Source organism: Pseudomonas fontis, assembly GCF_028656955.1.
Classification (GTDB): Bacteria; Pseudomonadota; Gammaproteobacteria; order Pseudomonadales; family Pseudomonadaceae; genus Aquipseudomonas; species Aquipseudomonas fontis.
The window spans coordinates 207,381-221,365 of the sequence record NZ_JAMDGY010000024.1; the positions used below are offsets into that span (position 1 = coordinate 207,381).

Genomic DNA, 13,985 nt, shown 5'->3' on the forward strand with positions numbered 1-13,985 from the left:
CGTGACAGGGCACATCGTTACCACGCAGGTCGAGCCTTCGACCCTGCGCCTTTGTTCTTTGTGGGGAAACATGCAGACACTTAAGGTCGAACTGGGCGAACGTAGCTACCCGATCTACATCGGTGAAGGCTTGCTGGATCAGCCCGAACTGTTGGCGCCGCATATTGCCGGTCGCCAGGTTGCCATCGTTTCCAACGAGACCGTCGCGCCCCTGTATATGGAACGCCTGAGCAAGACCCTGGGTGCCTACAAGGTGCTGCCAGTGGTGTTGCCGGACGGCGAGGCATACAAGAACTGGGAAACCCTGCAGCTTGTTTTCGATGCCCTGCTGACCGCGCGGCACGACCGTCGTACCACCGTGGTAGCCCTGGGTGGCGGGGTGATCGGCGACATGGCCGGCTTTGCCGCCGCGTGCTACCAGCGAGGCGTGGACTTCATCCAGGTGCCGACCACGCTGCTGTCCCAGGTCGACTCCTCGGTGGGCGGCAAGACCGGCATCAACCACCCGCTGGGCAAGAACATGGTCGGCGCCTTCTATCAGCCCAATGCGGTGCTGATCGACACGGCAAGCCTCAAGACCCTGCCGCCGCGCGAACTGTCGGCGGGCCTGGCCGAAGTGATCAAGTACGGCCTGATCTGTGACAAACCTTTCCTGACCTGGCTCGAAGCCAACGTCGATGCCCTGCGCAACCTGGACCAGGTTGCCCTCACCGAAGCCATCCAGCGTTCCTGCCAGGCCAAGGCTGCGGTGGTCGGCGCCGATGAACGCGAGACCGGCGTGCGCGCCACGCTGAACCTGGGGCACACCTTCGGCCACGCGATCGAGACCCACATGGGCTATGGTGTGTGGCTACACGGTGAAGCCGTGGCGGCGGGCACGGTGATGGCGCTGGAAATGTCCATGCGCCTGGGCTGGATCAGCCAGGACGAGCGGGACCGTGGCATTCGCCTGTTCCAGCGCGCTGGCTTGCCGGTAGTGCCGCCACAGGAAATGACCGCGTCGCAGTTCATGCAACACATGTCGGTCGACAAGAAAGTGCTCGATGGTCGTCTGCGTCTGGTCCTGCTGCGCCACATGGGCGAAGCGGTGGTCACCGACGACTATCCGCAAGAGATTCTTCAGGCCACGCTGGCCGCGGATTACCGCGCGATCGTGGCCCCGCTTTGAGGTTGATGAGAGTTCATGACTAGTTTGCATGCCGACGAGGCCTTTCTCGGCCATTACCAGTTGAGCCACGACCCCTTTGCCGCGCGGGTGCCGGGCTTCAAGTTCTTCCCCGCCCAACGCAAGCCGGTACTCGGCCAGCTGCACCACCTCGCCCGCTACAGCCAGCTGCTGCTGGTGGTCACCGGGCCGCAGGGCAGCGGCAAGACCTTGCTGCGCCAGGCCCTGGTGGCCAGCACCAACAAGCAGTCGGTGCAAAGCGTGGTGGTCTCGGCACGTGGTGCCAGTGATGCTGCTGCCGTGCTGGGCCAGGTGGCCCAGTCGTTGAATGTCGCCACGGCCGAAGTGCCGGAAATCCTCGCCCAGGTAGTGCAACTGGCCCTGACCGGCCAGGAAGTCTATTTGCTGGTCGACGATGCGGAACAACTTGGCGAGTCGGCACTCCAAGCCTTGCTGGAACTGGCGACGGGCACCCCGGAAGGGCGTCCGCACGTGTTCCTGTTCGGTGAGCCATCGCTGATTGCCGGTCTTGAGGTATTCGAGACTGAGCAGGAACGCTTCCATGTCATCGAGCTGCAGCCTTATAGCGAAGACGAAACCCGGGAATACCTGGAGCAACGTCTGGAAGGTGCAGGTCGCGGCATCGAGGTGTTCACCAGCGAGCAGATCACCGATATCCACGAAAACTCGGACGGCTGGCCGGGGGCTATCAACCAGGTCGCCCGAGACACCATGATCGAAGCCATGATCGCCAGCCGTACCACGGTTAAGCGACCATCAATGGGGTTCAATATGCCTAAGAAACACGTGCTGGCGCTGTCTGCTGTGGTGGTTGTCGCCGTCGCCGCCGCCGTCCTGATGCCCAAGAAGGGCGATCAGGCGCCCGCCACCGCGCCGGCCGAGCAGGCCCAACTGCCTCTGGGGCAGGGCAAGCCGGGTGCTGCACAATCCAACAACGGTGGCCCGGCCATCGAGTTCGCCGGCTCTTCCCAGCCGATGCCGCTGCCGCTGGTCGGTCAGTCCCAACCGGTCATGCGCGGCCCGCTGGCTGAAGCCGCCGGCATGGGCGACGGTGAAGAATCTGCACCGGCCGCCAACACCGCCCTGCAGCCGCCAACGGTCACCACCATCGCACCGCCAGCCGGTGTCGAGGCTGGCCCGGCGCCGACTCCAGCGCAGCCAGTTGCACCTGTGCATCAACCTGTTGCAACCGCGCCCGTGAAGCCGGTTGCACCTGTTGCCAAGCCTGCGCCGACCCAGGTCGCAACGGCCAAGCCGGCCCCGAAACCGGCCGAAAAACCTGCCGAAAAAGTCGCGGCCAAGCCAGCTGCGGGCGCAACAGGTGGTGGTTGGTACTCCGGTCAGGCACCGGGCAACTACGTGGTGCAGATCCTCGGCACCAGCTCCGAAGCCACCGCCCAGGCCTACGTAAAGGCCCAGGGTGGCGACTATCGCTACTTCAAGAAAGTCCTGCAGGGCAAGCCGCTGTACGTGATCACCTACGGCAGCTTCTCCAGCCGCGATGCAGCCCTCGCTGCAATCAAGGCCTTGCCAGCCAAGGTCCAGGCTGGTAAACCTTGGCCACGTACCGTTGCCAGCGTCCAACAAGATCTGGCCACGACCCGCTGAAATAGCCTGGTGGCACTACCCCCGCCACCTGCTGAGCGACTCCTGACTCCCGGTCAAGCCTGCTGCGTCTTAACGCGGCAGGCTTTTCTGTCCCAGACTGCCGGCCACAAGCCACCTTGCAGTTCAGGCTGAAACGCTTCAGACTCAAGCCATGTCGCTATCACGACACTTGGTTTAAAAACATTCAAAAAAGCGACATGAATTGTCACTGATTCGTCAGTAAATTTGTGAGCGCAACTGTCGCTGTGCAACAATGGCTTCACTTTTGCCCCCGCAAAGCTGGCATACGTTCGGCGTGGATGGTAAGTGGTTGTACTAAAAAGAGATTTGCCTTGGTGAGAGGCGAACCTGGTGAGAAAGTGTCTATGAAAACAGGTCTGTACCATCCCGAAGAATTCAAGGATAACTGTGGTTTCGGCCTGATTGCCCACATGACGGGCGAACCCAGCCACCACCTTCTGACAACGGCCATCGAGGCCCTGACCTGCATGACCCACCGCGGTGGGATCAACGCCGACGGCAAGACCGGCGACGGCTGTGGTCTGCTCATGCAGAAGCCCGATCAATTCCTGCGCGCGATTGCCCAGGAAACCTTCGGCTGTGAACTGCCCAAGCAGTACGCGGTCGGCATGGTGTTCTTCAATCAGGACACCGCCAAAGCCGAAGCGGCCCGCGAAAACATGAACCGCGAGATCCTCGCCGCTGGCCTGCAATTGGTGGGCTGGCGCAAGGTGCCGATCGACACCAGCGTCCTCGGCCGCCTGGCCCTGGAACGCCTGCCGCAGATCGAGCAGGTGTTTGTGGGCGGTGAAGGCCTGAGCGATCAGGATTTTGCGATCAAGCTGTTCAGCTCCCGTCGTCGCTCGTCCGTGGCCAACGCCGCCGACAGCGATCACTACATCTGCAGCTTTTCGCACAAGACCATCATCTACAAAGGCCTGATGATGCCGGCGGACCTCGCCGCCTTCTATCCAGACCTGGGTGACGAGCGCCTGCAAACCGCGATCTGCGTGTTCCACCAGCGCTTCTCCACCAACACCCTGCCGAAATGGCCGCTGGCGCAGCCGTTCCGCTTCCTCGCCCACAACGGCGAGATCAACACCATTACCGGCAACCGCAACTGGGCCCAGGCGCGGCGGACCAAGTTCGCCAACGAACTGATCCCTGATCTTGAAGAGCTCGGCCCACTGGTCAACCGCGTCGGTTCCGACTCCTCGAGCATGGACAACATGCTCGAGCTGATGGTTACCGGCGGCATCGACCTGTTCCGTGGCGTGCGCATGATCATTCCGCCGGCGTGGCAGAACGTCGAGACCATGGACGCCGACCTGCGTGCGTTCTACGAATACAACTCCATGCACATGGAAGCGTGGGACGGCCCGGCCGGCGTGGTGCTGACCGAAGGGCGCCACGCGGTCTGCCTGCTCGACCGCAATGGCCTGCGCCCGGCGCGCTGGGTCACCACCAAGAACGGCTACATCACCCTGGCGTCGGAAATCGGCGTGTGGGACTACAAGCCGGAAGACGTGATTGCCAAGGGCCGTGTCGGCCCGGGCCAGATCTTCGCGGTGGACACCGAGACCGGGCAGATCCTCGATACCGATGCGATCGACAACCGCCTCAAGTCACGCCACCCGTACAAGCGCTGGTTGCGCCAGAACGCCCTGCGTATCCAGGCCGACCTGAGCGACGACCAGGGCGCGGCGAGCTACGACACCGACCAGCTCAAGCAGTACATGAAGATGTTCCAGGTCACCTTCGAGGAGCGTGACCAGGTGCTGCGCCCACTGGGTGAGCAGGGCCAGGAAGCGGTCGGCTCGATGGGCGACGACACGCCGATGGCGATCCTCTCGCAGCGCGTGCGTTCCACCTTCGACTACTTCCGCCAGCAGTTCGCGCAGGTCACCAACCCGCCGATCGACCCGCTGCGCGAAGCCATCGTCATGTCGCTGGAGATCTGCCTCGGTGCCGAGCGCAACATCTTCCAGGAGTCGCCGGAGCACGCCTCGCGCGTGATCCTCAGCTCGCCGGTCATTTCCCCGGCCAAGTGGCGTTCGCTGATGAACCTCGACCGCCCAGGCTTCGAGCGCCAGCTGATCGACCTGAACTACGACGAGAGCATTGGCCTTGAAGCGGCCGTGCGCAACATCGCCGACCAGGCCGAAGAAGCCGTGCGCAGCGGCAAGACCCAGCTGGTGCTGAGCGACCGTCACATTGCCCCGGGCAAGCTGCCGGCGCATGCCTCGCTGGCCGTGGGGGCAGTGCATCACCGCCTGACCGAACTGGGCCTGCGTTGCGACAGCAACATCCTGGTCGAAACCGCTACCGCGCGGGACCCGCATCACTTCGCCGTGCTGATCGGTTTCGGCGCCTCGGCGGTGTACCCGTACCTGGCCTATGAAGTGCTGGCTGACCTGATCCGTACCGGCGAAGTGCTGGGTGATCTGGACGAGGTGTTCAAGTACTACCGCAAAGGCATCTCCAAGGGCCTGCTGAAGATCCTCTCGAAGATGGGTATCTCCACCGTCGGTTCCTACCGTGGCGCCCAGCTGTTCGAAGCGGTTGGCCTCTCCGAAGAAGTCGTCGAGCTGAGCTTCCGTGGGGTTGCCAGCCGCCTCAAAGGCGCACGCTTTGTCGACATCGAGAACGAGCAGAAGCTGCTCGCCGCCGAAGCCTGGAGCCCGCGCAAGCCGATCCAGCAAGGGGGCCTGCTGAAGTTCGTCCACGGTGGCGAATACCACGCCTACAACCCGGACGTGGTCAACACCCTGCAAGCCGCCGTGCAGCAGGGCGACTACGCCAAGTTCAAGGAATACACCGCGCTGGTCGATACGCGCCCGGTGTCGATGATCCGCGACCTGCTCAAGGTCAAGGTCGCCGACCAGCCGTTGGCGCTGGAAGAGATCGAACCGCTGGAGGCCATCCTCAAGCGCTTCGACTCGGCCGGTATCTCCCTGGGCGCGCTGTCGCCGGAAGCCCACGAAGCGCTGGCCGAGGCGATGAACCGCCTGGGCGCACGCTCCAACTCCGGTGAAGGCGGCGAAGACCCGGCGCGCTACGGCACCATCCGCAGCTCGAAAATAAAACAGGTCGCCACCGGTCGTTTCGGTGTCACCCCCGAGTACCTGGTCAACGCCGAAGTGCTGCAGATCAAGGTCGCCCAGGGCGCCAAGCCGGGCGAAGGCGGCCAGCTGCCAGGCGGCAAGGTCAACGGCCTGATCGCCAAGCTGCGCTACGCGGTGCCTGGCGTGACGCTGATCTCGCCACCGCCGCACCATGACATCTACTCGATCGAAGACCTCTCGCAATTGATCTTCGACCTCAAGCAGGTCAACCCGCAGGCGCTGGTCTCGGTCAAGCTGGTAGCGGAAGCCGGCGTCGGCACCATTGCTGCCGGCGTGGCCAAGGCCTATGCCGACCTGATCACCATTTCCGGCTACGACGGCGGTACCGGCGCATCGCCGCTGACCTCGATCAAGTATGCCGGTGCACCGTGGGAGCTCGGCCTGGCCGAAACCCACCAGACCCTGCGCGGCAACGACTTGCGCGGCAAGGTCCGGGTGCAGACCGACGGTGGCCTGAAAACCGGCCTGGACGTGATCAAGGCCGCCATCCTCGGCGCCGAAAGCTTCGGCTTCGGTACCGCGCCGATGATCGCCCTGGGCTGCAAATACCTGCGTATCTGTCACCTGAACAACTGCGCCACCGGCGTCGCCACGCAGAACGACAAGCTGCGCAAGGATCACTACATCGGCACCGTCGACATGGTGGTGAACTTCTTCACCTACGTCGCCGAAGAAACCCGTGAATGGCTGGCCAAGCTGGGCGTGCGCAGCCTTGGCGAGTTGATCGGGCGTACCGACCTGCTGGAAATGCTCCCGGGTGAAACCGAGAAGCAGAAGCACCTGGACCTCAGCCCGCTGCTCGGCAGCCCGCACGTGCCGGCCGACAAGCCGCAGTTCTGCGGCGTGGAGCGCAACCCGCCGTTCGACAAGGGTGTGCTGGCCGAGAAGATGGTGCAGATGGCCTTGCCGGCCATCCGCGACATGTCCGGTGGTGAGTTCGCCATGGATATCTGCAACTGCGACCGTTCCATCGGCGCGCGGATCTCTGGCGAAATTGCCCGCCTGCACGGCAACCAGGGCATGGCCAAGGCGCCATTGACCTTCCGCTTCAAAGGCACCGCTGGGCAGAGCTTCGGCGTGTGGAACGCCGGTGGCCTGAACATGTACCTCGAAGGTGATGCCAACGACTACGTCGGCAAAGGCATGACCGGTGGCAAGCTGGTGATCGTGCCGCCTGCGGGCAGCCCGTTTGCCACGCAGCACACCGCGATTGTCGGCAACACCTGCCTGTACGGCGCAACCGGCGGCAAGCTGTTCGCCGCCGGCACCGCAGGCGAACGCTTCGCTGTGCGCAACTCCGGTGCCCACACCATCGTCGAAGGCACCGGCGATCACTGCTGTGAATACATGACCGGTGGCTTTGTCTGCGTGCTGGGCAAGACCGGTTACAACTTCGGTTCCGGGATGACCGGTGGTTTCGCCTACGTGCTCGACCAGGACAACAGCTTCGTTGACAAGGTCAACCACGAACTGGTGGAAATCCAGCGTATCAGCGGCGAGGCGATGGAGGCTTACCGTAGCCACCTGTCGCGCGTGCTAGCCGAATACGTCGAAGAAACGGGCAGTGAATGGGGTCGTGAGCTCTGGGAAAACCTGGACGATTACGTGCGTCGCTTCTGGCTGGTCAAGCCGAAGGCGGCAAGCCTGAAGAACCTGCTGTCCAGCACCCGTGCCAACCCGCAGTGATATGCGCCTGAAGAGTTTGTGAGGTAGTGAACATGGCTGAACGTCTGAGTAATGACTTCCAGTTCATCGAGGTCGGGCGCAAAGATCCGAAGAAGAAGCTGTTGCGCCAACGCAAGAAAGAGTTCGTCGAGATCTACGAGCCCTTCAAACCCCAGCAGTCGGCCGAACAGGCCCACCGCTGCCTGGGCTGTGGCAACCCGTATTGCGAATGGAAGTGCCCGGTGCACAACTTCATTCCCAACTGGTTGAAGCTGGTGTCCGAGGGCAACATCCTGGCGGCGGCAGAACTGTCGCACCAGACCAACACCCTGCCGGAAGTGTGCGGCCGGGTGTGCCCGCAAGACCGCCTGTGCGAGGGTGCCTGCACCCTCAACGACGGCTTCGGTGCGGTGACCATCGGTTCGGTGGAGAAGTACATCACCGATACCGCCTTCGCCATGGGCTGGCGCCCGGACATGTCCAAGGTCAAGCCGACCGGCAAGCGTGTCGCGATCATCGGCGCCGGCCCGGCAGGCCTGGGCTGTGCCGACGTGCTGGTGCGCGGCGGGGTGGCCCCGGTGGTGTTCGACCGCAACCCGGAAATCGGTGGCTTGCTGACCTTCGGCATCCCCGAGTTCAAGCTGGAAAAGACCGTGCTGAGCAATCGCCGCGAAGTCTTCACCGGCATGGGCATCGAGTTCCGCCTGAACACCGAGGTGGGCAAGGACATCTCCATGGAACAACTGCTCGAAGAGTTCGATGCGGTGTTCATGGGCATGGGCACCTACACCTACATGAAGGGCGGTTTCCCGGGCGAAGACCTGCCGGGCGTGCATGACGCGCTGGACTTCCTGGTGGCCAACGTCAACCGCAACCTGGGCTTTGAAAAGTCGCCGGAAGATTTCGTCGACATGAAGGGCAAGAAGGTCGTGGTACTGGGCGGTGGTGACACCGCGATGGACTGCAACCGCACCTCCATTCGCCAGGGTGCCAAGGCGGTGACCTGTGCCTACCGGCGTGACGAGGCGAACATGCCGGGTTCGCGCAAAGAGGTGAAGAACGCCAAGGAAGAAGGGGTGAAGTTCCTCTACAACCGCCAGCCGATTGCGATTGTCGGTGAAGACAAGGTGGAAGGCGTGAAGGTGGTCGAGACCCGTCTCGGCGAGCCGGATGCCCGTGGCCGCCGCAGCCCGGAGCCGATTCCGGGTTCCGAAGAGATCATCCCGGCTGATGCCGTGGTCATCGCTTTCGGCTTCCGTCCAAGCCCGGCGCCATGGTTCGAGCAGTTCAGCATCCAGCTCGATAGCCAGGGCCGCGTGGTGGCACCGGAGAAGAACACCTACAAGCACCAGACCAGCAACCCGAAGATCTTCGCCGGTGGCGACATGGTGCGCGGGTCGGATCTGGTGGTGACGGCGATCTTTGAAGGGCGTAATGCGGCTGAGGGGATCATGGATTACCTGGGTCTCTGACCCGGCCAGATCGCCGGCAACGCCGGCTCCCACGGGGTTCCAGGTGATACGGGGAGCACTGTGGGGGCCAGCCTTGCCGGCGATGCTTTTGCAAAATCTATTGACCTACCGCATACCGATAGACAAAAGGCACGGCTCTTACCGTGCCTTTTCTGTTGGTGTCTGAGAAAATGCCCGCACTTTTTTTCCGGATGCCGACATGACTGCCCTGAAGAACGATCGTTTCCTGCGTGCACTGCTCAAGCAACCCGTAGACGTCACGCCTGTCTGGATGATGCGCCAAGCCGGCCGCTACTTGCCGGAATACCGCGCCAGCCGTGCCAATGCCGGTGACTTCATGAGCCTGTGCATGAACCCGCAGTTCGCCTGCGAAGTGACCATGCAGCCGCTGGACCGCTACCCGCTGGACGCCGCGATCCTCTTCTCGGACATCCTCACCATTCCCGATGCCATGGGCCAAGGCCTGTACTTCGAGACCGGCGAAGGCCCGCGCTTCAAGAAAGTCATCAGCACCCTGGCCGACATCGAGGCCCTGCCGATCCCGGACCCGCAAAAGGACCTGGGCTACGTCATGGACGCAGTCAGCACCATCCGCCGCGAGCTGAACGGTCGCGTACCGTTGATCGGCTTTGCCGGCAGCCCATGGACCCTGGCCACCTACATGGTCGAAGGCGGCTCGTCGAAAGACTTCCGCAAGACCAAGGCCATGCTCTACGACAACCCGCAGGCCATGCACCTGCTGCTGGACAAGCTGGCCCAGTCGGTCACCAGCTACCTCAACGGGCAGATCCTTGCCGGTGCGCAAGCGGTGCAGATCTTCGACACCTGGGGCGGCAACCTGTCGGCGGCGGCATACCAGGAGTTCTCCCTGGCCTACATGCGCAAGATCGTCAGCGGCCTGATCCGCGAGCACGAAGGGCGCAAGGTGCCGGTGATCCTCTTCACCAAGAACGGCGGCCTGTGGCTGGAAAGCATTGCCGAGGCCGGCGCGGATGCGCTGGGCCTGGACTGGACCTGCGACCTTGGCGAAGCGCGTCAGCGCGTTGGCAACCAGGTTGCCCTGCAAGGCAACATGGACCCGACCGTGCTCTACGCCAAGCCTGAAGCCATCCGCAGCGAAGTGGCGCGCATCCTCGCCAGCTACGGCAAGGGTTCGGGGCATGTGTTCAACCTGGGCCATGGCATCACCCCGGAAGTCGACCCGGAGCATGCCGGCGTGTTCATCAACGCCGTGCACGAGTTCTCGGCGCAGTACCACCAGTAACACCTCAAGAAGCCCGGCAGATGCCGGGCTTTTTTGTGGGCGTGCGGATTAAGCTTGAATTCAGTTGGGGTGGGTAATCTGGCTTCATCAAAACCTACCTGGATGACTGCCATGAAAACCCGTTACCTTGCTCTGCTGTTGGCCCCACTGTTCAGCACTGCTGTCCTGGCCACCGGTTACACCGGCCCTGGCGCTCAGGCGATCACCACCGTGGCGGCCGCCAATGACGCCGCTGACGACACCCCGGTGGTGCTGCAAGGCTTCGTGACCCAGAAGCTGGATAACGACGACAAGTACGAGTTCAAGGATGCCAGCGGCACCATCACCGTCGAGATCGACAACGAAGACCTGCCAGCGGTGGCCTTCAACGAGAAGACCAAGGTGAAATTGACCGGTGAGGTCGAGAAGGGCTTGTTGAAGCGCGAGATTGATGTGGACCTGGTTGAGATCATCAACTGATAAAGGCATCGCCGGCAAGGCCGGCTCCCACAGGTGTGGAATGCATTCTGTGGGAGCCGGCCTTGCCGGCGATGGGCCGCACAGCGGCCCTAGCTCTTTGCAGGCAACTTGCTCAACCGCAGCGCCACCATCAGCGCCACCACCAGCAAGCTGCCAATGAACACCCCGATTCCGTTCCACCCGGCGTAATGCCAGAACACCCCACCGGCCGTCCCGGCCACGCTCGACCCCGCGTAGTAACTGAACAGGTACAACGACGACGCCTGCCCCTTGGCCGTGGTCGCCCTGCGCCCAATCCAGCTACTGGCCACCGAATGCGCGCCAAAGAAGCCGAAGGTGAAGATCAGCATGCCGATGATCACCACTGGCAGCGGGGTGAGCAGGGTCAGCAGCAAACCACTGAACATCAGCACGATGGTGCCCCAGAACACCCGGCGCCGGCCCAGCTTGTCGGCCAGCGCACCAATCTGCGCCGAGCTGTAGATGCCCGACAGGTACACCACCGACAACAGCCCCACCAGCGCCTGGTTCATGTGGTACGGCTCGGCCAGCAGGCGATAGCCGATGTAGTTGAACAGGGTGACGAACGCGCCCATCAGCAGGAACGCCTCGAGGAACAGCCACGGCAGCCCGGCGTCACGAAAATGCTGGGTAAAGCCATCGAGCAGGCTGCGCGGGTTCATCGCGCGCGGGCGGAAGTTGCGCGACTCCGGGAGGATCTTCCAGAACACCCCCGCCGCAATCAGCGCCAGGCCACCAATCACCAGCATCGCCGTGTGCCAGCTGACAAAATCGATCAACACCCCGGTAATCAACCGCCCGCTCATCCCGCCAATGGCGTTGCCGCCGATGTACAAGCCCATGGCCAGGCCGATGTGCTGCGGGTGGATCTCTTCGCTCAGGTAGGTCATCGCCACCGCCGCCAGGCCGCTGAGCGACAAGCCGACCAGCGCGCGCATCGCCAGCACGCCTTCCCAGGTCGGCATCATGGCGCTGGCCAGGGTGCTCAGCGCCGCGCAGAACAGCGCCGCGACCATCACCTGCTTGCGCCCGATACGGTCGGAAATCGGCCCGGTAACCAGCAGCCCGATTGCCAGCAACCCGGTCGACACCGACAGCACCAGGCTGCTCTGCGCCGCATTGATGGAAAACTCGCGGGACAGCAGCGGCATCATCGGCTGCACGCAGTAGAGCAGGGCGAAGGTGGCAAAGCCGCCGCAGAACAACGCCAGCACCGTGCGCATGAAGGCCGGCGTGCCTTTCTCGATCCAGCTGTCGTTCAGGGTGGCGGGCGCGACATCGGCCGCAGCAGGCGGGACTTCATGGGCGTGTGGCGCTACAGCAGTTTTCACGGATGACCTCGGAAGGGGCTACGGCCATTCAGGCAGTGAAAAAAGCATATAGCTGGCTAATGATCATTTCCAATATATTGTTCGACCTGTTTAAGACGTTGTACGACCTAATGGAGCCGCCATGGAACTGCGACACCTGCGCTACTTCATCGCTGTCGCCCAAGAGCTGCATTTTGGCCGGGCCGCGCAGTTGCTGGGGATCTCCCAGCCGCCCCTGAGCCAGCAGATCCAGGCGCTGGAGCACGAGCTGGGTGCGCGCCTGTTCGAACGCACCAACCGACGAGTGGAACTGAGCGAAGCGGGGCGATTGTTCCTGGAAGAGGCCCGCCTGGTGCTGGCCCAGGTCGACAAGGCCGCTGACGTCGCGCGGCGTGCGCAACTGGGCGAGCTGGGTGAACTGAAAATCGGCTTCACCTCGTCCGCACCGTTCAATTCGAGCATCCCCAAGGCGATCAACGCGTTCCGCCAGCGCTTTCCGGCGGTGCACCTGCACCTCAAGGAAATGAGCAGCCAGGCGGTGGCCGATGCCCTGCTCGATGAACGCATTGAAGTCGGCCTGATGCGGCCCTTGCCGTTGCCCGACAGCCTGGTCGCCACCGAACTGTTCCGCGAGCCGCTGGTGGCGGTGATCAATGCCGAGCACCCGCTGGCCGAGGGCAGTGAGGGCGGGGTGTACATGGCGGCGCTGGCCGCCGAGCCGTTCGTGTTCTTCCCGCGCAGCTACGGCAGCGGCCTGTATGCGCAGCTGCTGAGCCTGGCGCGCACTGCCGGGTTCAGCCCGCATTTCGCCCAGGAGGCGAGCGAGGCGATGACCATCATCGGCTTGGTCTCGGCGGGGTTGGGGGTGTCGGTGTTGCCGGCGTCGTTCCAGCGCATGCGCATCGACGGGGTGGTCTATCGCACGTTGCTCGACCCGGACGCGGTCACGGCCGTGTGGCAGGTGCAGCGACGTGAGTCGTCGTCGGCGATGGCGGCCGCCTTTGTCGCGCTGCTGGGCGGGCGCGAGGTGCGCCCGCCCGGGTGAGGCCCGCGGTCAGTCGACGTGGGCCAGGTCGCCGCGCAGGGCAACGCTGGAGACCAGCATGCCGGCACGGCACTGGAACTTCTCCGGGTCCTTGAAGACGTTGCGCTGATCGACGCTGGCGATATTGACCACCGCGTTGGCGTCGGCTTCCTTGGCCGCTTTCTGCAGGTTGGCCAGGGCCGATTGCAAGGCCCAGTAGCAGGCATCGGCATCCGACTTGTTGGAACCGTTGGTCTTGCGGCTGCTACTGACGGTCTGCAAGGTGCGCACCTGCATCGGCAGCGCTTGCCCGGCGAGGTAGAAGGTCACGCTACCGTCGAGCAGGCCGGCGTCGGTGGCGCGTTTGACGCCTTCGCGAAAGCTCAGCAGGGTGGGCGCATCGACTCCCTGGTTGATGATGCCCAGGTTGTTCACGTATTCGATGTTCGGGTCGAACTGCAACTGCTTGAGCACGTTGTCGCGCAGGTTGTTGACCCAGCGGTTGTAGTTGCCATGGATGTTGCCGTTCTTGTAATCCAGGCCCCAGCTGCTGCGGTACACCACTTCGAAGGAGGTCGGGGTGTACGGAATGTTGACTTCTGCGTGGTGTTTGCCGCGGATAGTGATCGCCGCCTTGACCATGCCTGGCTTGACCGACTGCACGACCCATTGGCGGTCATGCAGGGCGGTGACGATGGCGCGGCTCATCTGGTCGTTGGTGAAGCCCAGTTCCTTGGAGAAGTCTTCGCGAGCGTTGTACACCGGCTTGCTGGTGCAGCCGCCGAGGATCAAGGCCAGCCCCAGCAGGGCGGCGATGCGGTGAATCCGAGTCATTCCTTTCACTCCATGGG

The 13,985-nt window shown here is 63.2% G+C and carries 9 protein-coding genes; 7 read left to right on the forward strand and 2 right to left on the reverse strand.

Annotated features, from left to right (window positions below):
- The first annotated feature begins 70 nt into the window (after window positions 1-70).
- From aroB to M5G11_RS10435, 6 genes are all read left to right on the forward strand, one after another.
- Window positions 71-1,168 carry a 3-dehydroquinate synthase gene (gene aroB, locus M5G11_RS10410; RefSeq protein ID WP_273909968.1) on the forward strand — a complete coding sequence of 366 codons (1,098 nt, stop codon included), beginning with the start codon at window positions 71-73 and terminating at the stop codon, window positions 1,166-1,168.
- Between the two features lie 15 nt (window positions 1,169-1,183).
- Entirely contained in the window at window positions 1,184-2,794 is a 1,611-nt protein-coding gene (locus M5G11_RS10415; protein WP_273909969.1) for an AAA family ATPase, read from the forward strand.
- Between the two features lie 365 nt (window positions 2,795-3,159).
- On the forward strand, window positions 3,160-7,605 hold the full coding sequence (gltB, locus tag M5G11_RS10420) for a glutamate synthase large subunit (protein ID WP_273909970.1): 4,446 nt from the start codon (window positions 3,160-3,162) through the stop codon (window positions 7,603-7,605).
- A gap of 32 nt (window positions 7,606-7,637) precedes the next feature.
- A complete protein-coding gene (locus M5G11_RS10425; protein WP_273909971.1) occupies window positions 7,638-9,056 on the forward strand; it encodes an FAD-dependent oxidoreductase in 1,419 nt (472 codons plus the stop codon).
- 199 nt (window positions 9,057-9,255) lie between these two features.
- A complete protein-coding gene (gene hemE, locus M5G11_RS10430; RefSeq protein WP_273909972.1) occupies window positions 9,256-10,320 on the forward strand; it encodes a uroporphyrinogen decarboxylase in 1,065 nt (354 codons plus the stop codon).
- Between the two features lie 111 nt (window positions 10,321-10,431).
- Window positions 10,432-10,779: a YgiW/YdeI family stress tolerance OB fold protein gene (locus M5G11_RS10435; RefSeq protein WP_273909973.1), complete on the forward strand. Its 348-nt coding sequence runs from the start codon at window positions 10,432-10,434 to the stop codon at window positions 10,777-10,779.
- 89 nt (window positions 10,780-10,868) lie between these two features.
- Here M5G11_RS10435 and M5G11_RS10440 read toward each other — a convergent pair whose 3' ends face one another.
- A complete protein-coding gene (locus M5G11_RS10440) occupies window positions 10,869-12,131 on the reverse strand; it encodes an MFS transporter (RefSeq protein ID WP_273909974.1) in 1,263 nt (420 codons plus the stop codon).
- Between the two features lie 121 nt (window positions 12,132-12,252).
- Between M5G11_RS10440 and M5G11_RS10445 the strand changes: the two genes are divergently transcribed.
- Window positions 12,253-13,155, forward strand: a complete 903-nt coding sequence (locus tag M5G11_RS10445; RefSeq protein ID WP_273909975.1) for a LysR family transcriptional regulator — start codon at window positions 12,253-12,255, stop codon at window positions 13,153-13,155.
- A 9-nt stretch (window positions 13,156-13,164) separates the two neighbouring features.
- Here the strand turns inward: M5G11_RS10445 and M5G11_RS10450 are convergent, their stop codons facing one another.
- Window positions 13,165-13,968, reverse strand: a complete 804-nt coding sequence (locus M5G11_RS10450) for a hypothetical protein (RefSeq protein ID WP_273909976.1) — start codon at window positions 13,966-13,968, stop codon at window positions 13,165-13,167.
- Window positions 13,969-13,985 lie beyond the last annotated feature (17 nt).

What these genes read in the sequence shown, in the direction of transcription:
- aroB (WP_273909968.1), top strand. Translation starts at nt 71, where the DNA reads ATGCAGACACTTAAGGTCGAACTGGGCGAACGTAGCTACCCGATCTAC.
- M5G11_RS10415 (WP_273909969.1), top strand. Translation starts at nt 1,184, where the DNA reads ATGACTAGTTTGCATGCCGACGAGGCCTTTCTCGGCCATTACCAGTTG.
- gltB (WP_273909970.1), top strand. Translation starts at nt 3,160, where the DNA reads ATGAAAACAGGTCTGTACCATCCCGAAGAATTCAAGGATAACTGTGGT.
- M5G11_RS10425 (WP_273909971.1), top strand. Translation starts at nt 7,638, where the DNA reads ATGGCTGAACGTCTGAGTAATGACTTCCAGTTCATCGAGGTCGGGCGC.
- hemE (WP_273909972.1), top strand. Translation starts at nt 9,256, where the DNA reads ATGACTGCCCTGAAGAACGATCGTTTCCTGCGTGCACTGCTCAAGCAA.
- M5G11_RS10435 (WP_273909973.1), top strand. Translation starts at nt 10,432, where the DNA reads ATGAAAACCCGTTACCTTGCTCTGCTGTTGGCCCCACTGTTCAGCACT.
- M5G11_RS10445 (WP_273909975.1), top strand. Translation starts at nt 12,253, where the DNA reads ATGGAACTGCGACACCTGCGCTACTTCATCGCTGTCGCCCAAGAGCTG.
- M5G11_RS10450 (WP_273909976.1), bottom strand. Translation starts at nt 13,968, where the DNA reads ATGACTCGGATTCACCGCATCGCCGCCCTGCTGGGGCTGGCCTTGATC.